We start from the raw sequence: 21,685 nt of genomic DNA, 5'->3' as shown, positions 1-21,685 counted from the left end.
CGGTAGAAAAATATCGCACACTCGGTTGAGCCGGGCAGCCAAGCGAGCTCGAACAGGGGAGCGAGCCATGTCCCTCCAGACACTACCATCCGACGCTACTGAGCATCGCCCCAACCGCCCTGAGGACGTTCAGGCACTGGAGGCCGATGCGCGGCTGCGGGACGACATCCGCCTGCTCGGGCGCATCCTCGGCGACACCGTGCGCGACCAGGAGGGCGCCGAATTGTTCGACCTGGTCGAGCGCATCCGGCAAACCTCGATCCGCTTCCACCGCGACGAGGACCGGCTCGCCCGCCGCGAGCTCGAGCAGATCCTCGACGGCATGTCGACCTCCGAGACGGTGCGGATCGTCCGCGCCTTCAGCTATTTCTCCCACCTCGCCAACATCGCCGAGGACCAGAACAACATTCGCCAAATGCGCGCCCGCAGCGCCGCCAAAACCGGCAGCTCCGGCGTGCTGGCGGAAACGCTGACCCATGCCAAGGCGGCGGGCTTCACGGCCGACCAGCTGCGCCGCTTCTTCAGGGACGCCCAGGTCAGCCCGGTCTTGACCGCGCACCCGACCGAGGTCCGCCGCAAGAGCACCATGGATCGCGAGATGGAGATCGCGGCGCTGCTCGACCGCCGCGAGCGGGTCGCGCTGACGGAGGACGAAGCCACCGCCAGCGACGAGCAGCTCCGCCGCGAGGTGCTGACGCTGTGGCAGACCAACCTGTTGCGCCGGACCAAGCTCACCGTGCTCGACGAGGTTGCCAACGGCCTGTCGTTCTACGATTACACTTTCCTCCGCGAGGTGCCGCGGCTGGTCAATGCGCTGGAGGATCGGCTGGAGGAGGGCGGCGCGCAGGCGGCCAGCGAACTCGCTTCGTTCCTGCGCATGGGAAGCTGGATCGGCGGCGACCGCGACGGCAACCCCTTCGTCACCGCCGACGTCATGCGCGGCACGCTGCGGCTCCAGTCCAGCCGGGTGATGCAGTTCTATCTGAACGAGCTGCACGTGCTCGGCTCGGAATTGTCGATCGCGGCACATCTCGCCGACGTCTCCGAGGAGCTGCGCACGCTCGCCGAGCGCTCGCCCGACACCTCGCCGCACCGGAGCGGCGAGCCTTATCGTCTCGCCGTGTCCGGCATCTATGCGCGTCTGACCGCCACGGCTGAAAAGCTCGAGGTCGAGATCACGCGCCGGCCGGTCGGCAAGGGCGCTCCCTACGACAGCGTCAAGGAGCTGCAAGCCGATCTCGACGTGCTGCACCGCTCGCTGATCTCCAACAATGCCGGTGTCATCGCCCGCGGCCGACTGCGGCTGCTGCGACGTGCGGTGGATTGCTTCGGTTTCCATCTGGCGCGGCTCGACATTCGCCAGAACTCCGCGGTGCACGAGCGCACCATCGCCGAGCTGATGGACGCGGCCAATCCCGGCACTTCCTATCTCGCGCTCGGCGAGGAGGCCCGCATTTCACTGCTGACCAGCGAATTGCGCAGCGCGCGCTCGCTGGTCTCGCAGTTCGTCAAGTACAGCGACGAGACCATGGGCGAGCTCAACGTGTTCCATGCCGCCGCGGAGGCCCATGCCAAGTTTGGCTCGGATGCCATCCAGCAGTGCATCATCTCGATGTGCAAGGGCATGTCCGACATGCTCGAGGTCGCGGTGCTGCTGAAGGAGGTCGGTCTCGTCCATCCTTCGGGGCGCAGCGCCATCAACATCGTGCCGCTGTTCGAGACCATCGAAGACTTGCAGGCATCGTCGGCCATCATGGACCGCATGCTGTCGCTGCACGACTACCGCCGCCTGGTCGACAGCCGCGGCAGCGTGCAGGAGGTCATGCTCGGCTACTCCGACAGCAACAAGGATGGCGGCTTCGTCACCTCGGGCTGGGAGCTCTACAAGGCCGAGATTGGACTCGTCGAGGTGTTCGAGCGCCACCACGTGCGCCTGCGGCTATTCCATGGCCGCGGCGGCTCGGTCGGCCGCGGCGGCGGGCCCAGCTATGACGCCATCATCGCGCAGCCCGGCGGCGCCGTGAACGGCCAGATCCGCATCACCGAGCAGGGCGAGATCATCTCGTCGAAGTATTCCAACGCCGAAGTCGGCCGCAACAATCTGGAGATCCTTGCGGCGGCGACGCTGGAGGCGAGCCTGTTGCATCCGCGCCAGAGCGCGCCACGGCGCGAATATCTGACCGCGATGGACGAGCTGTCGAACCTCGCCTTCAAGGCCTATCGCGGCCTCGTCTACGAGACCGAGGGTTTTGTCGATTATTTCTGGGCCTCGACCGTCATCAACGAAATCGCCACGCTGAACATCGGCAGCCGCCCGGCCTCGCGCAAGAAGACCCGCGCGATCGAGGATCTCCGGGCGATTCCCTGGGTGTTCTCCTGGGCGCAATGCCGTCTGATGCTGCCGGGCTGGTACGGCTTCGGCAGCGCGGTCGAGCAGTGGATCGCGCAGCATCCCGACAAGGGCATGCCGTTCCTGAAGGAGCTCTACAAGGAGTGGCCGTTCTTCCGGATGCTCTTGTCGAACATGGATATGGTGCTGGCGAAAAGCTCGATCGCGATCGCGTCGCGCTATGCCGAGCTGGTGCCGGACGAGGCACTGCGCGAAAAAATCTTCGGCCGCATCCGTCGCGAATGGCATTCCTGCATCGAGACATTGCTCGACATCATGGGGCAGGACCGGTTGCTGCAAGGCAATCCGCTGCTGGAGCGCTCGGTACGCCACCGCTTTCCTTATCTCGATCCGCTCAATCACGTGCAGGTCGAACTGTTGAGGGAGCATCGCGCGCAGAACCCGGACGAGCAGGTGCTGCGCGGGATTCAGCTCACGATCAACGGCATCTCGGCGGGCCTGCGGAATACGGGGTAGGGATGTCCCTCGCAAGCGCGGTGTGCTCCCTCACCCCGCCTGCGGCAGGGCAGTCGCATATGGCATTTTAGGCGGTGTGAGCGCGCGCCTCGTCCTTCGAGACGACCGCTTCGCGGTCTCCTCAGGATGAGGCTAAGCGGCAATCGGAGCCCGTTGAAACTGCTGCCGCACAGTCGGTCCTCATCCTGAGGGCCCGCCAAAGGCGGGCGTTTCGAAGGATGGCCATGGAGAAATTTGCCTCATATGCGATGGCCCTGCCGCCTGCGGGGAGAGGGTTGGGGTGAGGGGGAGTCTCCGCAAGGACGGTGACATCGAGACTCGCGGAGAGTCCCCTCACCCGGATTGCATCTTCGATGCAATCCGACCTCTCCCCACAAGCGGGGCGAGGTGAAGAGGCTACACGGGATCCCAGGGGAAGATGTCGGCGGAGCGATCGAGCTTGTAGAACGAGCCCTTCAGCGCCGGCATGCCGTGCTCCGCGATCGATTGCGGCGTCCAACCTTCGCTTCGATGCACCGAGCGCAGCGGCCGGTTCTGGCTGAACAGAAACAGCTCGTTCATGCGCGCGCCAAAAATCTGTCCGGACACGTCCTTGGCCGCATCCGAGAGCAGATAGGCGCAGACCGGCGCGATCTTCTCCGGTCCCATCTGCTTGATCTTCTCGACTCGCGCCTTCTCGGCTTCGGTTTCGGTCGGGATGGTGCCGATCATGCGGGTCCAGGCGAACGGCGACACGCAGTTGGAGCGGACGTTGAAGCGGCCCATGTCGAGCGCGATCGATTTCGACAGGCCGACGATGCCGAGCTTGGCGGCGGCGTAATTGGCCTGGCCGAAATTGCCGATCAGGCCCGAGGTCGAGGTGAAGTGCACGAACGAGCCCGACTCCTGCTCGCGGAAGATCCGCGCCGCCGCATGTGAAACGTAGAACGAGCCCATCAAATGCACCTTGATGACGGCCTCGAACGCTTCCACGCTCATCTTGTGGAAGATCATGTCGCGCAGGATACCGGCATTGTTGACGACGCCGTCGAGCCGGCCGAAATGATCGGTCGCGGTCTTGACGATCTTGCTCGCCGGGATTGCTTCCGCGACCGACTCGAAGTTGGCGACCGCAGTGCCGCCGCGCTTCTTGATTTCCTCGACCACCTCCTCGGCGGGCGTGGCGCTGGTGCCGGCACCATCGGCGGCGACGCCGGGATCGTTGACGACGACCTTGGCGCCTTCCCCGGCGCAGAGCAGCGCAATCTCTCGCCCGATGCCGCGGCCTGCGCCGGTGACGATGATGACCTTGTCTTGCAGTGATTTTGTCATGTGGGTTCTCCTGTTTTGCCCGTCATTCCGGGATGGTGCGAAGCACCAGACCCGGAATCTCGAGATTCCGGGTTCGCGCTGCGCGCGCCCCGGAATGACGGTGCGTTATTTCTCGTTCGTAAACACGATCGTGCCACTTGCCGCGAACATGCCGCCGACGCCGTGGCACACCGAAATCTTCGCGTTCGGCACCTGCGCCGGCGCAATCCCGCGCATCTGCCGCACGCTCTCTTGCAGCGCGTACATGCCGTACATGCCCGAATGCATGTAGCTCAAGCCGCCACCATTGGTGTTGAGCGGCAGCTTGCCGCCGGGCCGCGTGTTGCCGTCGGCGATGAACTTGCCGGTTTCCTCGTGCGGCATGAAGCCGAGGTCGCCGAGCCCGAACAGTGGCAGATGCGCAAAGGCGTCGTAGATCATGAGATGATCGACGTCCTTGTGCGCGATGCCGGCTTCCCTAAAGGCCAGCGGACCGGCGGTCTTGAAGGCGCGCGAGGAGTTGAATGTCTCCATCTGGCTGACCATCGGCGTTTCCACGCTCTCGCCGGTGCCCATGATGTAGACGGGCTTGCGCGGAAAATCCTTGGCGCGATCAGCCGAGGTCAGGATCAGCGCGCCGCCGCCGTCGGTGACGAGGCAGCATTGCAGCAGCCGGAACGGATAGGCGATCATGCGCGAATTGAGCACGTCGGCGACCATGATCGGGTCCTTCATCATGGCGCGTGGATTCTTCGCCGCCCATTCCCGCTGCACAACGGCCACCGAGGCCAACTGCTCATGGGTGATGCCGTAGGTCTTCATGAAGCGCAGCACCGGAATCGGAAACATGCTGGGCGGGCCGTAGACGCCGAACGGCGCCTCGAACTGGCCCTGCAGGCTGTCGGCCGGGATCGAGCGCGGTGCCTTGCCGATCATCGACTTGCCGCTCTCGGCATGGGTGATGAGCACGGTCTTGCACAGGCCGGCCTCGATCGCCGCGACGGCATGGCGGACATGCAGCATGAACGAGCAGCCGCCGACCGAGGTACCATCCACCCAGGTCGGCTTGATGCCGAGATAGTGGCAGACCTGCTGCGGCGTTTCGACCGCTGTGGCGAAGCCGTCGATGTCGGACAGCTTCAGTCCGGCGTCGGCGATGGCATTGAGCGCCGCATCCGCGTGAAGCTGGAGCTGCGAAGCGTTGGGGATGATTCCGAGCTCGGTGGTCTCGGCCGCGCCGACGACGGCAACCTGGTTGCTGCGCATGGCTTACCCCTTCGCCGGACGGAACACGGGAAGAGTGATCTTGTCGTCGAGCGTCTCGAAGGCGACCTCGAGCTTCATGTCGAGCTCGAGCGCTTCCGGCGTCTGCGGGCAATCGATGATGTTGCTCATCATCCGCGGTCCCTCGGCAAGCTCGACGACCGCGATGGCGTAAGGCGGCGTGAAACCGGGCGCGGCAGGGCGGTGGTTGATCACGTAGCTGTAGAGGAAACCCTTGCCACTCGCTTTGAAGATGCTGACCTTGCGCGAGGCGCAGGACGGACAGAACGGCCGTGGCGGAAAGTAGACATGCGCGCAGGCGTCGCAGCGCTGCAGGCGTAATTCGCCGGCCTTGGTGCCGTCCCAGAAGTGCTGGGTCTCCGGCGTCGGTTTCGGTCGCGCGCGCTGCGGTTCGGCCATGTCGGCAAGTCCTCCAAGCTTAGGCCTTACGCCCGCCGGTTTCGATCTTGATGCGACAATTGACTATGGCGCGTCAACGGTCCAGCAGTCAGCATGCATGCCATCATGCGCACAATGCTTGTGTCGAACTGAGGCGGCGCTGTAGATTGCGCGAAATATTCCGTGAGACAGACATGCCCGATTTTCCGACATTGGCGAAGCTCGCCGAAGACCTCGAGAGCGGCCGCACCACCTCCCGCAAGCTGGTCGAGGCTTGCCTCGCCAAAATCGCCGACCCGGCTGGCGAGGGACAGCGCGCCTTCATCCATGTCGACAAGGACGCGGCGTTTGCCGCCGCGGATGCGATGGACGCTCTCCGCAGGGTGAAGGCGGCGCCGTCGCGCTATGCCGGTATCCCGATCTCGATCAAGGACCTGTTCGACATCAGGGGGCAGGTGACTCGCGCCGGCTCCCGCGCGCTCGACGATTCCCCGCCGGCCGAGCATGACGCTGCGGCCGTGGCGCGGCTGCGCAAGGCTGGCTTTGTCGTGATCGGGCGGACCAACATGACCGAGTTCGCCTATTCCGGCATCGGCATCAATCCGCATTATGGCACACCGAAGGGCGCCTGGAACCGGACCGCGGGACATGTGCCCGGCGGGTCGTCCTCGGGCGCTGCGGTCTCCGTGCTCGACGGCATGGCGCATGGCGCGCTCGGCACCGACACTGGCGGCTCCTGTCGCATTCCGGCGGCTTATAACGGCATCGTCGGCTACAAGCCGACGCAGCGGCGCGTGCCGCTGGATGGGGCGGTGCCGCTGTCGTTCTCGCTCGACAGTATCGGACCGTTGGCAAGATCGGTCAGGTGCTGTGCCATACTGGACGCGGTGCTGGCGAACGAGCCAATCACAGCGCTGAAGCCGCGCCCGGTGAAGGGTATGCGCCTGGCAGTGCCGACCACGATTGCGCTCGACGACGTCGATGCCGAAGTCGCCGTGACGTTCGAGCGGGCGCTGAGGACGCTTTCCGATCACGGCGCCATCGTCGAGCGCATCGAGATGGCGGAATTCCACGACATCGGTCCGATGAACGCCAAGGGTGGCTTTGCGGCAGCCGAGAGCTTCGCCTGGCACCGCTATCTCATCACGTCCAAGGGCGACGTCTACGATCCCCGCGTCTCGGTGCGCATCATGCGCGGCGAGGCGCAGAGCGCGGCGGACTATATCGATCTCCTCAACGAGCGCCGTTCGCTGATCGCGCGCGTCAATGCCCGCATCGCGCCCTATGACGCCTTGGTGCTGCCGACCACCGCCAACACGCCGCCGAGGATTTCCGATCTCGCCGACGACAAGGCGTTCACGAAAGAGAACCTGCGCGCGCTGCGCAATTGCACCCTGATCAACATGATCGACGGCTGCGCCATCTCGCTGCCCGCCCATCGCGAGGGGGAAATTCCCGTCGGCCTGATGCTGGCGGGGAGCGGCGGGTCCGACCGCGGTATTTTCGAACTAGCTGCCGGCATGGAGGCCGTTATGCGTGTTTGACCTGACTTTCACCGTCGACGCCCAAGACACCACGACGCCGCTGACCTTGCCGATCGACCAGCTGGTCATCGCCGGCTGGACCGGCCGCGACGCGGTCGCGCGCGACAAGCACATCGCCGAGCTCGAGGCCATGGGCATCGCCCGGCCGGCCTCGACGCCGATCTATTATCGCGCCTCGGCGCGGCGGCTCATCATGGAAGACAGCATCGAATGCTGCGGCGGCGAGTCCTCCGGCGAGGTCGAATTCGTGCTGATCGGCTGGCAGGGCCGTATCTTCGTCGGCTGCGGCTCCGACCATACCGACCGCAAGGTCGAGGCCTACAACATCACCGTCTCCAAGCAGATGTGCGACAAACCGATCGCATCGACGCTATGGGAGCTCGAGGACGTGATCGGCCACTGGGACAAGATGGTTTTGCGCTCGTACGCCACCATCAAGGGCGAGCGCGTGCTCTACCAGGAGGGCACGCTGGACGCGATGCTGCCCGTCCACGATCTCATCGCGCGCGGGTTCGAGACTGGGAAGCTGCCCGACGGCTGCGTCATGTTCGGCGGCACCTTCGCCGCGAAGGGCGGCATCCGCCCCGCCGACCGGTTCGAGTTCGAGCTTGAGGATCCGGTGCTGAAACGGACGATCAAGCATGGATATGACGTGGTGACGCTGCCGGTGTTGGGCTGAAGTCTCTCCGCGTCATTCTCGAAGCTCTCTCCGCCGTCATTGCGAGGAGCCCTTGCGACGAAGCAATCCAGACTGGTTCGGCGGAGGGATTCTGGATTGCTTCGCTGCGCTCGCAATGACGGAGAGACAGTCGGAAATCGGGTGGCGGGGCGAACGTCGGGTTGCGAGAATCGGTGCCATGACAGCAACAGCACGTAAATCGTCTCAATCCCTATCGGCGGATATTGCCGCCCACGTCGATGCCCTCGACTGGCCCCAGATCACCGGCGAACTCGACACCCAGGGCTGCGCCGTCCTGCGAGGCCTGCTCACGCCGGGCCAATGCCGCGCCGTCGCCGCGCTCTATCCCGACGACGTGCATTTCCGCAGCCGCATCGTCATGGGCCGCCACGGCTTTGGCCGCGGCGAATACAAATACTTCTCCTATCCGCTCCCCGACCTGATCGCGCAGTTGCGGCCCGCGCTGTACGTCCACCTGCAAGGCGTTGCCAATCGCTGGAACGAGGCGATGGGCATCGATATTCGCTATCCCGCGGCCCATATGGCATTCCTGAAGCGCTGCCACGAGGCGGGGCAGACCCGGCCGACGCCGTTACTGCTGCAATACGAAGCCGGCGATTTCAACTGCCTGCATCAGGACCTCTATGGCGAGCACGTGTTCCCGCTCCAGGTTGCGATCCTGTTGTCCGAGCCGGGACGCGATTTCACCGGCGGCGAATTCGTGCTGACCGAGCAGCGCCCGCGCATGCAGTCCCGCGCCGAGGTGGTGCCGCTCGCGCAAGGCGATGCGGTGGCCTTTGCCGTGCATCACCGCCCGGTCCAGGGGACACGCGGCAGCTACCGGGTTAATCTGCGCCATGGTGTCAGCCGGGTCAGGTCCGGCCAGCGCCACACGCTGGGTGTGATCTTTCATGATGCCAAGTAAACGCTGCGGTTGATGGCGGATCTGTTCGACAGCGTTGCCGAGGCGCAGCCGTCGCGCGAGGAGATCGCCGAGGGCGCGGTGCTGCTGCGCGGCTTCGTCAAGCCGGTCGAGAACGAGCTGATCGAAGCGGTGCGCGCCATCGTGGCGCAGTCGCCGTTCCGCCGCATGACCACGCCGGGCGGCTACCAAATGTCGGTCGCGATGACGAACTGCGGCGAGCGCGGCTGGATCACCGATCACACCGGCTATCGCTACGACCCGATCGACCCGCGCACCGGCGCGGCATGGCCGCAGATGCCGCCGGTGCTCCGCGATCTGGCCCGCCGCGCGGCCGAGCAGGGCGGCTTTGCCGGCTTCGCGCCCGATGCGTGCCTGGTCAATCGCTACGAGCCCGGCACGCGGCTGTCGCTGCACCAGGACAAGGACGAGCTGGATCTGTCCGCGCCGATCGTCTCGGTCTCGCTCGGGTTGCCTGCGACGTTTCTGTTCGGCGGCATGGCGCGCACCGACAAGCCGCGCCGCTTCCGCCTCGTCCATGGCGACGTCGTGGTGTGGGGCGGCCCGAACCGGCTCGCCTATCATGGCGTAGCCCCACTCGCCGACGGCGAGCACGCGCTGCTCGGCCGGAAGCGGATCAATTTGACCTTCCGCAGGACGCGGTGACGTTCGCGTTCGTCATTCCGGGACGCGCGTTGGCGCGTACCCGGAATCTCGAGGTTCCGGGTTCGATGCTGCGCATCGCCCCGGAACGACATCAGGGCCTTGCCGGGTGAATAAACGCCCAGGGGCTCACCTCGGAGTCCCGCGGCACCTCGACCGAGATCAGGTACGGCCCGCCATGCGCGAGCGCCTTCTCCATCGCCGCCTTGAACTGCTCCGGCGCGGTCACGCGTGCCGCGGCCACACCAAACGATTCCGCGAGCTTGACGAAATCCGGATTGACCAGATCGGACGCCACCACGCGGCCGTCGAAACGCTCGCGCTGGTCGCGGCGGACATTGCCGTAGGCGTTGTTGTTGAACACCAGCGTGACCACGCCGATGTTGAACTGCACGGCGGTGGCGAGCTCTTGCACGCCGAACATGAAGCCGCCGTCGCCGGTGATCGCCACCACCGGCTTGTCGGGATTGGCGACCTTGGCGCCAAGCGCGGTCGGGAAGCCCGAGCCGAGCGTGCCCTGATAGCCCGAGGTGATGAAGGTGCGCGGCTGGTAGATCGGAAACCCGTACCAGGAGGCGAAGCCGAACTGGGACAATTCGTCGGTGACGATCGCGTTCGCGGGCAACACCTCGCGCAGGATGTTGAGATAGGCCATCTGCGGCTGGATGCGCTGGATCTCGGCTTGCGCCGTCGCCGCCGCCTCGCGGATTTCACCTCGCCGGCTAGCCGTCCTTGCATAGCCGGCCTTGGTCACGGCGGCGACGAGATCGGCCGTGCCGGCCTTCGCATCGGCGACGATGGCGACATCGGAGGCGAGCCGGCGCATCTCGACGGGATCGATATCGACACGAATGGATTTCAGCCCCTGCGGCTGATATGGCCAGCGGAAGCCCGATGCCGGCAGCTCCGCGCGGGTGCCGATTGCGATCATCAAATCGGTCTTCGGCCAAAGCTTGTAGGCTGCCGCCATGGTCAGCCCAAGCTCGTGCGCGTTGGACACGATGCCGCGGCCGCTGCGGAAGGCGACCACGGGCGCATCGATCGCCTCGGCGAGCTCGAGGATCTCCTCGCGCGCCTCGATCGCGCCGCTGCCGACGAAGATCATCGGCGCCTTGCTGGTCCTGATGAGCGCGGCCGCCTGCCTGATCAAATCAGGATCGGGCCGCGGCGCGGGCAACGGTTCCAGCACGTTTGCGGCGGCGGTGTCGGCGCGCTGGGTGAAGATGTCCCACGGCATTTCCACCGACGCGGGGCCGCGCCGTCCGGACATCATTTCCTGGAATGCGCGCGCGACCGTGGTCGGTGCGTTGCCGGGCGTTTCGATCCGGTCTGCCCATTTCACATAGGTGCGCAGGGTCGCGAGCTGGTCCGGCATCTCGTGCAGATGACCGCGGCCCTTGCCCAGAAACTGCGTCGGCACCTGCCCCGTCACGCACAGCACCGGCTCGTTGCATCCATAGGCGGTGAGCAGCGCCGCGCTGGCGTTGAGCACGCCCGGGCCAGGCACCACGCTGAACACGCCGGGCCTGCCGCTGGAGCGCGCATAACCGAACGCCATGTAGCCGCAAGCCTGCTCGTGCCGCGCGCCGATCACCTTGAGCTGGGCCTGGTGGAAGGCGTCGAACAGGCCGTAGACCTGCGCGCCGGGCAGGCCGAACACGGTGTCGACGCCATGGGCAACGAGGCCGCTTACAATCGCTTCGCCGCCGGTGAGGGTGGTCATTGCATTATTCCATTTCAGTGATCGTTCAGGCTTCGTCGATGACGCCGTTGCGCAAGGTACCGATGCCTTCGGCCGCGACCTCGATGACGTCGCCGGGCTTCAAGTAGCGCGGCGGATCGAACCGCGCACCGGCGCCGGTCGGCGTGCCCGTGACGATGATGTCGCCGGGAACGAGCGTCGCGAAGGTCGAGATATAGCTGATGAGGTAGCGGAACGGAAACATCAGCCGGCTGGTACGATCGTCCTGCCGCAGCTCGCCATTGACATGTGTGGTCAGGCGAATGTCGGCGATCTGCGTTTCCCTGATGTAGGGCACGAGCCATGGGCCGAGGCTGCCGCTGGAGTCAAAGTTCTTGCCCTGCGTGACGTTGAACTTGGCGTGGCGCAGCCAGTCGCGCACCGAGCCTTCGTTGCACAGCGTCAGGGCTGCGACGTGGTCGAGCGCGGCGCTCTCGGTAATGTGCCGGCCGGCCTTGCCGATCACCAGCACGATCTCGCCCTCATAGTCGAGCTGCGCCGAGGCACGCGGGCGCACCAGCGGCGTCTCATGGCCGACGAAGGAGCGTGGGCTCCGCATGAACATGCTCGGATATTTCGGCGCGTCCTGGCCGTCCTTGTACTCGGCATTGCGGTCGGGATAGTTGACGCCGATGCAGATGATCTTTTCCGGTGCGGGCACCGGCGGCAGCCAGGTGATGTCTGCGAACGCGTGATCCGGCGTCAGGCCAGCGGCTTCCTCAGCAAACCTCGCAAGCTTTCCAGCGGCGATGACCTCGCGCAGGGTCGGATAGTCCTTGGCGTGTCGCGGGGAGAGATCGACGATGCCGCCCTCCAGGACAGCGCCGTAGCGGGTTGAACCGTTGACGGAATAGGTCGCGAGGCGAGGGAGCTTCATTGGCAACTCTTCATTTCTTGTCGTCCCGGCGAAGGCCGGGACCCATACCGCGCGCTCCATCGTAGGGGCGCGATGACAATCCCGAACGACCAATCTTCGTCAAGCGTCTTTCTGTGGCTATGGGTCCCGGCCTTCGCCGGGACGACGGCGGGAGAGAGTCTGTGCCGGTCACCAGCGTTAATCCGCCACCAGCACATCGGCCACGAACTTTGGCTCCCGCACGGCTTGCCCGCTGAACGCCGAGCCCTGCTCGAACCAGGAGCGCGGGGCAGGGGCGCCCCACAGCGTCTGGCGACGCGGATCGCGCAGCGACCAGCGCAGCGGCTCATGGTCGTGATCGCCGGTGAAATAATCGCTGGTGTAGAGCTCCAGGCGGTGGCCGTCCGGGTCGCGCACATAAAGGAAGAACGCATTCGAAATGCCGTGACGCCCCGGGCCGCGCTCGATGTTCTTGACGAAACCCTGCGACGCCATCACGTCGCAGAGATGGATGATGTTCATCGCCGTCGGCGTCCAATAGGCGAAGTGATGCAGCCGCGGGCCTTTGCCGTTGGTGATGGCGAAATCGTGGACGTTACCCTTGCGGTGCATCCAGGCGGCTGCGATGCGACCCTGCGGCCCGTCTTCCTCGGCGTATTCGGTGAGGCGGAAGCCGAGCCGGGCATAGAACTCGACGGTGTCCTGCACCTCGGCGGCGAAGACGTTGAAATGGTCGAGCCGTTGCGGATGGCATCCCCGGTAGAGATCGTAGCGGCGCAAGAGATGCGGCCGCCGGTCCATCGCGGCATAGAGCTCGATCTGGAAGCCGAAGGGATCGGTAAACTGAAGGGTGCGGCCCTGGAAGGCTTGGTCGACAAAGGCGTAACCAAGACCGTTCTCGGACACGAACTTTGCGGCCTTGTCGAGATCGCCGTCATTGCCGACCTTGAAGCCGAGTCGGGCGCAGGCGGGTACTGCCGCTTTGCGCAACACCAGCGAATGATGCTGATGCTCCTCGGATGCGCGCAGGTAAACCACGTTGTCGTCAGCGTCCTCGACATGCAGCCCGACGGTGGTCTCGTAGAACGCGCGGCTCAGCTTCAGATCGGTCACGTCGAGCACGACGTGGCTGGAGCGGATGATGTTGAATGGCGGCTCAAAGACGTGTTGCGGTACGGGCATGGTGTTCCCCCTCTCTAGACGCCGTCATTCCGGGGCGGGCCGTCAGGACCGAACCCGGAATCTCGAGGTTCCGGGTTCGTGCTGCGCACGCCCCGGAATGACGAAGCGTTAAATCCCCAGCTTTTGAATCTTGTGCGTGCCCCGCGCCAGCGAGACGTGCTTGGTTTCCATGTAGAAGTCGAACGAATAGTCGCCGCCATCGCGGCCGATGCCGCTCGCCTTCATGCCGCCGAACGGGGTGGGCAGATGGCGGACGTTTTCCGAGTTCAGCCAGATCATGCCGGCTTCCAGCGCGTCGGCAACGCGCAGTGCCCGGCCCAAATCATTGGTCCAGACATAGCCGGTCAGGCCATAGCGGATGTCGTTGGCGATCTCGATCGCGTCCGCCTCGTCGCGGAAGGGCAGCACGGTGAGGAAGGGGCCGAACACCTCTTCCTGTGCCACGCGCATCTTGCCGTGCGCGCCAGTGACCAGCGTCGGCTCGACGTAATGTCCGCCGCCCGGGCCGTCGAAGGTTTTGCCGCCGACCGCGATGGTCGCACCGTCCTGGCGCGCGACGTCGAAATAGGAGCAGACCTTTGCCAGATGCCGCTCATGAATCAGCGGCCCGATCTCGGTTGCGGGATCAAGGGGGTGGCCGACCTTCAGCGCCTTCACCCGCGCGGTCAGCTTCTCGATGAATTTTTCCGCAATGTTTTGCTGGATCAGCAGGCGGCTGGATGACGTGCAACGCTCGCCGTTGAGCGAATAGATCATGAACACGACCGCATCGAGCGCGCGGTCGAGATCGGCGTCGTCGAACACGATTACGGGGTTCTTGCCGCCGAGCTCGAAATGCACGCGCTTCAGCGTGGGCGCGCCCTGAACCATGATCGCCGAGCCGGTCGAGCTTTCGCCCACGAAGCCAATCGCCTTGATGGCGGGGTGTTCGGTCAGCGCCTTGCCGGCCTCTTCGCCAAAGCCGTGCACGGTGTTGAGCACGCCGTCGGGCACACCGGCTTCCTTGACGAGCTTTGCCAGAACAGAAGCCGTCACCGGCGACCACTCCGCCGGCTTGTGCACGACGGTGCAGCCGGCGGCCAGCGCCGGCGCGATCTTCCAGGTCGAGAGCATGAAGGGCGTGTTCCACGGCGTGATGACACCGACGGGGCCGATCGGCACGCGGGTGGAGACGTTCCAATGCTCGTCGCTCGGCGTGTTCTGGCCGTCGCGGGCCTCCGCGCATCTATCGGCGAAGAAGCGGAAATTCTCGGCGGCGCGGATCGCGGCCTTGGCCATGAAGCGGTAGGCTTGCCCGGTGTCGATGCATTCGAGCACCGCGATCTCCTCGGCATTGTCCTCAATGGCATCGGCGACCCGGTGCAGCAGCTTCTTGCGCATCGCGGGTCCCATGTCGCGCCAGGACTTGAACGCGAGCGCAGCGGCGGTGGCGGCACGATCGACGTCCTCGACATTGCCGCGGGCGACGCTTGCCAGCGTCGCACCGTCGACCGGCGACTTGGTTTCAAACGTCTCGCCGGAAATCGATGCGACGATCTTGCCATCGATCATGTGGCCGATGCCGTCCGCGCGCAGCTTCTCAAGTAGCGGCGCGACACGTTCGCGGTTGGCCTGAAACACGTCGGCTTTGGGCGATGGCTTATCCATGGGCGGCTTCCACTTTCAGGGCATCGTGGATGTTGTTGCGCTTCCAGCTCGTGTCCTTGTCGTTGATCTGCATGTCGAACGACAAGGCGAACTTGCTGGCGGCGAAGACAGGATCGAGATACCGGGACAGCGCCTGGAACACGTGCTCGCCGACGTTCTTGCGGGTCGGCAGATCGCGGCCCTCGCCGAGGCGCAGCACCATATCGAGAAAGCCGTAGTCCTGCCGGGCATCGGCGATCGCATAGTGCTCGCATCTGATCGCGCGAACGCGGATGCCGCCGAGCGGGAAGACGCCGGTCTCGACCGCAGCCTTGCGCACGACCTCGCACACCAAAGTCATATCGAGGCGGCCGTCGAGATTGGCCGAATATTCAATCGTGAAATGCGGCATCGCGGTTTCACTCCCTGTGTCGTCTTGCAGCGTGTTCTTGTTCGCTTAGGCGAAGTAGCAGCTCACCGAGCCATAGGCGCCATAATCGGCCTGAATTGTGTCGCCCTTGCGGGTCTCGATGGGGCGGACGAAGGAGCCGGCGAGCACGATTTGACCGGGCTCCAGCGCAAGGCCGAGCGGCGCGATCTTATTGGCAAGCCAGGCCACGGCCGTCGCGGGATGATTGAGCACGCCGGCGGCTAGTCCCGTCTCTTCGAGCTGGCCATTCCTGAAACACAGCGCGCCGATCCAGCGAAGATCGGCTTCGAGCGGGCGGATCGGCCGCCCGCCGAGCACGATGCCGGCATTCGCGGCGTTGTCGGCAATGGTGTCGAAGATTTTTCGCGTCGCCTTGGTCCTGGGATCGACGCGCTCGATCCGCGTGTCCAGGATCTCCAGCGCCGGCACCACGAAATCGGTGGTGTTGAGCACGTCGAACATGGTGCAGTCGGGACCTGCGAGCCGCTTGCTCATGACGAAGGCCAGTTCTGCTTCGACGCGTGTGGCGATGAAACGCTCGGTCGGGATCAGCCCGCCGTCGGCAAAGAACATGTCGTCGAGCAGCACGCCGGAATCCGGCTCGTTGATGTCAAGCGCGCTCTGCATCGCCTTCGAGGTCAGGCCGATCTTGTGGCCCTTGACGGTGCGTCCTTCGGCAATCTTGACCTCGACCCACGCCTTCTGAATGGCGTAGGCGTCTGCGATGGTGATGCCGGGAAAATCCTGCGAGAGCTGCCGGATCTGCGTGCGGGTCTTCTCCGCCTGGTGCAGACGCCTCGCGCAAGCTTGGATATCGTCGTTGGAAAGCGCCATCTGTGATCTTACAAATCGTGGTGCCGGAAGATACTTAACATGTTAAGTGAATGCGTCAAACAGAATTTGAGCTTGTTGCACTGCAAACGTTTTGCGGCTTGAAAGAGCGTCATGTCGAAGAGACCGGCCGATCCGAACCCAAGCGCGCCTGCCGCCCGGCAGGTGCCGATGCGTGATTTCTCGCGCTCGCTGCCGATGTCGCTGCTCAGGGCGCGGGAAGCGGTGATGCGGCAGTTTCGCCCCTCGCTGCGCCAGCACGGTCTCACCGAGCAGCAATGGCGCATTCTCCGCGCGCTTGCGTCGATCGAGGCCGCCGAGGTCACGGAACTGGCGCGCACCGCGTTTCTGCTCGGGCCGAGCCTGTCGCGCATCCTGCGCGATCTCGAGGCGCGCAATCTGATCGAGCGCAAGACCGCGAAAGCCGACCAACGCCGCAGCGTGGTCTCGATCTCCAGAGAGGGCGTGAAGCTGATGGCAGCCGTTGCGCCGACGTCGGAAGCGATCTATGCCGAGATCACGCGACGCTATGGCGCACGCAGGCTGGCCGAGTTGCAGGAGATGCTGGGCCACCTCGAACAAAGTCTCGCGGAACTTGGCGTCTCCGAACAGGCAATAGCCGAGGAGTGACAGCAGATATGCGCGTGCGCGAAGCGTCAGCCGTGGACATTCGCGCTTTTTTTCGCTCAAAGTGCCCGCAAGCCGAGCCGGTGCAAACCAGCGCCGGGGCGGATGACGCCACCCTTGCGGGATGATATTTCGGCGGCGATAGTGAACCCCGCCCGCGAGGTCGAAGGGTCCAAACAACAAGAAGGAAGGCGACGTGGCGAACAAGGTCAAGGAAATCTGGAAGTCGGGCAAGGCCGTGGTCAACGCGTGGCTCGCGATTCCCTCCGGCTTCTCGGCCGAGATGATCGCGCAATGCGGCTTCGACAGCGTCACCGTCGACATGCAGCATGGCGTGCAGGACTATCTCTCGATGGTGCAGTGCTTCCAGGCCATGGACAAGCACCCGATCACGCCGATGGTGCGCGTGCCCTGGAACGAGCCCGGCATCGTCGGCAAGGTGCTCGACGGCGGCGCCTATGGCGTGATCTGCCCGATGGTCAACACGCCGCAGGAAGCCAGGAACCTCGTCTCCTACGCCAAATATCCGCCGAAGGGCGTCCGCTCCAACGGTCCGATCCGGGCCGGCATGTACGGCACCGCGGGCTCCTATCAGAAGACGGCGAACGACGACATCGTGCTGCTGCCGATGATGGAAACCAAGACCGCCGTCGAGAACATGGAGGCGATCTTCGACGTCGAGGGCATCGACGGCGTCTATGTCGGCCCCTCCGATCTCGGCTTCTCCTACGGCCTCGAGCCGAAGCTCGATCGCACCGAGCCGGAGATCCTCGCGATCTACGACAAGATCATCAAGGAGTGCGGCAAGCGCGGCCTCAACCCGGGCATTCATTGCAGCGGCGCCGAAGGCGCGGCGCGCGCCATCAACATGGGCTTCAAGCTGGTGACGCTGTCGAACGAGGTCGGCCTGATGACGACCTACGCCAAGATGCAGGTCAACGCGACCCGCAAGGAGTCTGCCGGCAAGGCGTGATCTCGCGTCTCTTTCCGTCTCCCCGTTCTTACGGGGAGAGGGTGAGGGGCCTCGCTCAACACGAACTCATCTAGCGATCGCGCGCGCGGCTTGCCCCTCACCCGGATCGCGTGCCGCGATCCGACCTCTCCCCGCAAGAACGGGGAGAGGTGAAGCAAGACCCAAGGAGACCTGCCATGACCATCAGCCCCGTCATCCGCCTGCATCCCGATGATGGCGTGCTGATCGCGCGCGCCAGCCTGCCACCGGGAACGATGGTGGCCGACGGCGTGACGACGGTCGAGCGCATTCCCTCCGGCCACAAGGTCGCGATCCAGCCGATCGCGGTGGGTGAGCCCGTCATCCGCTACGGCCAGATCATCGGCTTTGCGACCATTCCGATCGCGCCGGGCCAGCACGTGCACGTGCAGAACTGCGGCATGGGCGATTTCGCCAAGGACTATGCCTATTGCGCCGACGTCAAGCCGACGCCGAATTTCGATTTGCCGGCGACCTTCGAAGGCATTCGCCGCCCGGACGGCCGCGTCGCCACCCGCAATTATATCGGCATCCTCACATCGGTGAATTGCAGCGCGCATGTCGCGGGCCTCGTCGCCGACGTCTTCAAGAAGAATCCGTTCAGCGGCGACAATCCGCTGGCCGACTTTCCCAACGTCGACGGCGTGGTCGCGCTGACCCACAAGACCGGCTGCGGTATGACGCAGCACGAGCCGCTGGCGCTGCTCCGCCGCACGCTCGGCGGCTATGCGCGGCACGTCAACTTCTCGCATGTCATCGTGCTCGGCCTCGGCTGCGAGGTGAACCAGATCGGCGGCCTGATGGAAGAGCAGAAGCTCGCGGGACGTCTGCGTGCGATGGACATCCAGGAGGTCGGCGGCACCCGCAAAACGGTCGAAGCCGGCATCGCCTTCGTGCGCGAGGCGCTCGCGGAGTCCAACAAGGTCAAGCGAGAGTCTGTGCCGGTCAGCGAATTGACCGTGGCGCTGCAATGTGGCGGCTCCGACGGCTATTCCGGCGTGTCGGCCAATCCGGCGCTGGGCGCGGCCAGCGATCTCATCGTGCGCCACGGCGGCACCGTCATCCTGTCGGAGACGCCGGAGACCTATGGTGCGGAGCATCTGCTGACGCGCCGCGCCGTCAGCCGCGAGATCGGCGAGAAGCTGGTCGGCCTCATGCGCTGGTGGGACGAATACACGACGCGCGAAGGCGCCGAGATGAACGCCAATCCGAGCCCCGGCAACAAGGCCGGCGGTCTCACCACCATTCTCGAGAAGTCGCTCGGTGCGATGGCCAAGGCCGGCACCACCAATCTCGTCGACGTGCTGCGCTACGCCGAGCCGGTGACGAAGAAGGGTTTCGTGTTCATGGACACCCCCGGCTACGATCCGGTCGCGGCGACCGGGCAGGTCGCGGGCGGCGCCAATCTGGTCTGCTTCACCACCGGCCGCGGCAGCGTGTTCGGCTGCAAGCCGGCGCCCTCAATCAAGCTTGCCACCAACACGCCCATGTACAAGCGCATGGAAGAGGACATGGACATCAATTGCGGCACCATCCTTGAAGGCGGGGAGACGGTCCAGCAATGCGGTCAGCGGATTTTCGAAATTATCCTGAAGACCGCCTCCGGCCAGCCGACCAAGAGCGAGAGCTTCGATTTCGGCGGCGCCGAGTTCGCGCCATGGGTGCTAGGGGCGACGATGTGATCGCGCGCGTGTATTGCTGCGGTATTTGAGCACAGCAAGCCACGCTCCTAAGTAATGGTACGGAGGCGTCGATTGACGGCTCCGGTTCCGGCGGTCACAGCTGATTAAGATTTGTTGCCGTAATCCTGAGGGCGATGCGGGCTCCACTCACTCGGGGCGTTCGCCCTTCGAGAGGATACGTCAACGATGACGCGTGCCATTCAACCGACCGGCGTGGAAACTCTCCTCGGCGAGGAGGAGCTGATCGTGTCGAAGACCGATCTGAAGGGGCGCATCACCTACGCCAACGACGTCTTCATCCGCATGGCGAAGTACTCCTACGCCGAGTTGATGGGCGCGCCCCACAGCATCATCCGCCATCCCGACATGCCGCGCTGCGTCTTCAAGCTGCTGTGGGACACGCTTCAGTCCAAGCAGGAAGTGTTCGCCTATGTCGTCAACCTGGCGAAGGACGGCAGTCATTACTGGGTGTTCGCCCACGTCACGCCGACTTTCGACGAGCGCGGCAGCGTGATCGGCTATCACTCCAATCGCCGCAAGCCCGATCCTGCGCAGATCGAACGCATCAAACCGGTCTACCAGACGCTGTGCGTGGAAGAGGCGCGGCACGCCAATGCCAAGGATGGCATGCACGCGAGCTTCGACGCAATGGTCGGGCTGCTCAAGCAACAGGGTGTCGGTTACGATGAATTTGTGCTCTCTCTCTAAGGCGCAGGGAGCGACGGCGCTCGGCTGTGTCCTCGCTGGCCTCGCGTTGTTTTTCTTGCTGATCGGCTCGACCGGAATGCCTGCCACGGCGTTGCTTGGCGCGGCGATCCTGCTGCTCGGTTATGCCCTCTGGTGCCAGCGGCGGACGGCAGTGACCATCGATGAGGTGGCTGAGGTGTGCCGCAAGGCGGCCCAAGGCGATCTCGAAGCGCGCATCCTGAGCGAGCGGCAGGCCGGGAGGATCGGGACGACCCAGAAGTCGGTCAACGACATGCTCGACATCACCGACGCTTTCGTCCGCGAGGCTTCGGCGTCGATGGACTATGCCAGCCGCGGCAAGTATTTCCGCAAGATCCTGGCGCGCGGTCTGCCCGGCTCGTTCCGCCGTTCCGCCACCATCATCAATTCCGGCACTGAAAGTCTCGGTCGTCGCGTGGTCGAGCTCGGCGAGCTGGCCAAGGCCTTCGGCACGCATCTGGACGAGGTTGCGGGAGGCCTCATGAGTGCGGCGACCGATCTCGAGTCCGATGCCGGGCAGATGGCCGCGGCAGCCGAGAAGACCAGCCGTCAGACGTCGGGCGTGCGCAGTGCATCCGACCAGGCCTCGAGCAACGTTGCGACGGTCGCGAGTGCCGCGGACGAACTCGCATCCTCGATCGCGGAGATCAATCGCCAGGTCGCGAGCTCGACCGAACGCACCGGCCGCGCGGTCAACGAGGCCAGTCGCGCCGGCACCGAGATCCGCACGCTTGCGGACGCCGCGCTGCGGATCGGCGACGTCGTCAAGCTGATCAGCGAAATCGCCGAACAGACCAACCTGCTTGCACTGAACGCCACCATCGAGGCGGCGCGCGCGGGCGAGGCCGGTCGCGGCTTTGCGGTCGTGGCCTCCGAGGTCAAGAGCCTCGCCAACCAGACTGCGAAGGCGACCGAGGAGATCAGCGCCAAGGTCGGCGAGATGCAGCAATCGACCACCAACTCGGTCGCGGCGGTCGAGGCGATCGCGCAGACCATCACCGAGATCAACGGCATCACCGCCTCGATCGCGACATCGATCGAGCAGCAGGGGCTCGCCACCCGCGAGATCGCCCGCAACGTCCAGGAGGCTTCGGCCGGCACCTCGCAGGTGTCCTCCAATGTCACCGGCATCAGCGAAGCCGCCGCCGATACCGGGCGCGTCGCGAGCCGCGTCAACAGCGCCTCCGAGCGCGTCCATGGCGAGGTCGAAACGCTCAGGCGCGAGGTGACGCAGTTCCTTCAGCGGCTGACCTCGGCCGCGTAAGGGGCTCTATCCGCTGGGCTCGGAATCGTAGCAACCATTAGGTTGGCGTCCGATTTCCGCGAGCATGACGCCGCGCTTGCGGCCGTCAAGGCGTGGCCTGGCA

Annotated in this window: 19 protein-coding genes; 10 read left to right on the top strand and 9 right to left on the bottom strand. The window is 64.9% G+C overall.

The features are described 5' to 3' along the window. Positions 1–67 precede the first annotated feature (67 nt). Positions 68–2,866, top strand: coding sequence for a phosphoenolpyruvate carboxylase (gene ppc / locus AC0L2O_RS00095; protein ID WP_473368253.1), 2,799 nt, complete (start codon positions 68–70; stop codon positions 2,864–2,866). A 396-nt stretch (positions 2,867–3,262) separates the two neighbouring features. Here the strand turns inward: ppc and AC0L2O_RS00090 are convergent, their stop codons facing one another. The 3 genes from AC0L2O_RS00090 to AC0L2O_RS00080 all read right to left on the bottom strand — a co-directional run bounded on the left by AC0L2O_RS00090 (position 3,263) and on the right by AC0L2O_RS00080 (position 5,839). After that, positions 3,263–4,177 carry an SDR family oxidoreductase gene (locus tag AC0L2O_RS00090; protein WP_027516818.1) on the bottom strand — a complete coding sequence of 305 codons (915 nt, stop codon included), beginning with the start codon at positions 4,175–4,177 and terminating at the stop codon, positions 3,263–3,265. Positions 4,178–4,282: 105 nt separating this feature from the next. Further along, entirely contained in the window at positions 4,283–5,422 is a 1,140-nt protein-coding gene (locus tag AC0L2O_RS00085; protein ID WP_473368252.1) for a thiolase C-terminal domain-containing protein, read from the bottom strand. Positions 5,423–5,425: 3 nt separating this feature from the next. Beyond that, on the bottom strand, positions 5,426–5,839 hold the full coding sequence (locus AC0L2O_RS00080; protein ID WP_334536548.1) for a Zn-ribbon domain-containing OB-fold protein: 414 nt from the start codon (positions 5,837–5,839) through the stop codon (positions 5,426–5,428). Between the two features lie 173 nt (positions 5,840–6,012). On the opposite strand from AC0L2O_RS00080, the gene AC0L2O_RS00075 reads away from it, so the two are divergent. The 4 genes from AC0L2O_RS00075 to alkB all read left to right on the top strand — a co-directional run bounded on the left by AC0L2O_RS00075 (position 6,013) and on the right by alkB (position 9,629). Further along, a complete protein-coding gene (locus AC0L2O_RS00075) occupies positions 6,013–7,362 on the top strand; it encodes an amidase (RefSeq protein WP_473368251.1) in 1,350 nt (449 codons plus the stop codon). Then, on the top strand, positions 7,355–8,041 hold the full coding sequence (locus tag AC0L2O_RS00070) for a DUF2848 domain-containing protein (protein ID WP_473368250.1): 687 nt from the start codon (positions 7,355–7,357) through the stop codon (positions 8,039–8,041). The genes AC0L2O_RS00075 and AC0L2O_RS00070 overlap by 8 nt, the downstream gene beginning before the upstream one ends. Before the next feature lie 178 nt (positions 8,042–8,219). Further along, complete coding sequence (locus AC0L2O_RS00065; protein ID WP_473368249.1) at positions 8,220–8,966, top strand: 2OG-Fe(II) oxygenase; 747 nt, start codon at positions 8,220–8,222, stop codon at positions 8,964–8,966. A gap of 9 nt (positions 8,967–8,975) precedes the next feature. Beyond that, positions 8,976–9,629 (top strand): DNA oxidative demethylase AlkB, encoded by a 654-nt coding sequence (alkB, locus tag AC0L2O_RS00060; RefSeq protein ID WP_369725295.1) that lies wholly within the window; start codon positions 8,976–8,978, stop codon positions 9,627–9,629. A 91-nt stretch (positions 9,630–9,720) separates the two neighbouring features. On the opposite strand, the gene AC0L2O_RS00055 is transcribed toward alkB, so the two are convergent. From AC0L2O_RS00055 to hpaH, 6 genes are all read right to left on the bottom strand, one after another. Then, positions 9,721–11,349 carry a thiamine pyrophosphate-dependent enzyme gene (locus AC0L2O_RS00055; protein ID WP_473368248.1) on the bottom strand — a complete coding sequence of 543 codons (1,629 nt, stop codon included), beginning with the start codon at positions 11,347–11,349 and terminating at the stop codon, positions 9,721–9,723. Positions 11,350–11,374: 25 nt separating this feature from the next. After that, positions 11,375–12,244 (bottom strand): fumarylacetoacetate hydrolase family protein, encoded by an 870-nt coding sequence (locus tag AC0L2O_RS00050; RefSeq protein ID WP_473368247.1) that lies wholly within the window; start codon positions 12,242–12,244, stop codon positions 11,375–11,377. A 177-nt stretch (positions 12,245–12,421) separates the two neighbouring features. Next, positions 12,422–13,405, bottom strand: a complete 984-nt coding sequence (hpaD, locus tag AC0L2O_RS00045) for a 3,4-dihydroxyphenylacetate 2,3-dioxygenase (RefSeq protein WP_369725290.1) — start codon at positions 13,403–13,405, stop codon at positions 12,422–12,424. Positions 13,406–13,513: 108 nt separating this feature from the next. Beyond that, complete coding sequence (hpaE, locus tag AC0L2O_RS00040; protein ID WP_473368246.1) at positions 13,514–15,052, bottom strand: 5-carboxymethyl-2-hydroxymuconate semialdehyde dehydrogenase; 1,539 nt, start codon at positions 15,050–15,052, stop codon at positions 13,514–13,516. Further along, positions 15,045–15,443: a 5-carboxymethyl-2-hydroxymuconate isomerase gene (locus AC0L2O_RS00035; protein WP_473368245.1), complete on the bottom strand. Its 399-nt coding sequence runs from the start codon at positions 15,441–15,443 to the stop codon at positions 15,045–15,047. Before AC0L2O_RS00035 ends, hpaE begins: the two co-directional genes overlap by 8 nt. 45 nt (positions 15,444–15,488) lie before the next feature. After that, positions 15,489–16,295 carry a 2-oxo-hept-4-ene-1,7-dioate hydratase gene (gene hpaH / locus AC0L2O_RS00030; protein WP_473368244.1) on the bottom strand — a complete coding sequence of 269 codons (807 nt, stop codon included), beginning with the start codon at positions 16,293–16,295 and terminating at the stop codon, positions 15,489–15,491. Positions 16,296–16,406: 111 nt separating this feature from the next. Between hpaH and hpaR the strand changes: the two genes are divergently transcribed. The 5 genes from hpaR (at position 16,407) to AC0L2O_RS00005 (ending at position 21,582) form a co-directional block, all read left to right on the top strand. Continuing rightward, positions 16,407–16,922 carry a homoprotocatechuate degradation operon regulator HpaR gene (hpaR, locus tag AC0L2O_RS00025; protein ID WP_473368243.1) on the top strand — a complete coding sequence of 172 codons (516 nt, stop codon included), beginning with the start codon at positions 16,407–16,409 and terminating at the stop codon, positions 16,920–16,922. A gap of 193 nt (positions 16,923–17,115) precedes the next feature. After that, positions 17,116–17,892: an HpcH/HpaI aldolase family protein gene (locus AC0L2O_RS00020; RefSeq protein WP_473368242.1), complete on the top strand. Its 777-nt coding sequence runs from the start codon at positions 17,116–17,118 to the stop codon at positions 17,890–17,892. Between the two features lie 176 nt (positions 17,893–18,068). Beyond that, a complete protein-coding gene (locus AC0L2O_RS00015; RefSeq protein ID WP_473368241.1) occupies positions 18,069–19,592 on the top strand; it encodes a UxaA family hydrolase in 1,524 nt (507 codons plus the stop codon). Between the two features lie 186 nt (positions 19,593–19,778). After that, positions 19,779–20,300, top strand: a complete 522-nt coding sequence (locus AC0L2O_RS00010; protein ID WP_369725279.1) for a PAS domain-containing protein — start codon at positions 19,779–19,781, stop codon at positions 20,298–20,300. After that, positions 20,278–21,582, top strand: a complete 1,305-nt coding sequence (locus tag AC0L2O_RS00005; RefSeq protein ID WP_473368240.1) for a methyl-accepting chemotaxis protein — start codon at positions 20,278–20,280, stop codon at positions 21,580–21,582. Before AC0L2O_RS00010 ends, AC0L2O_RS00005 begins: the two co-directional genes overlap by 23 nt. Positions 21,583–21,685: the final 103 nt, after the last annotated feature.

The organism is Bradyrhizobium sp. Kon10, assembly GCF_055807395.1.
This window is presented reverse-complemented; position numbering and strand designations above follow the sequence as displayed.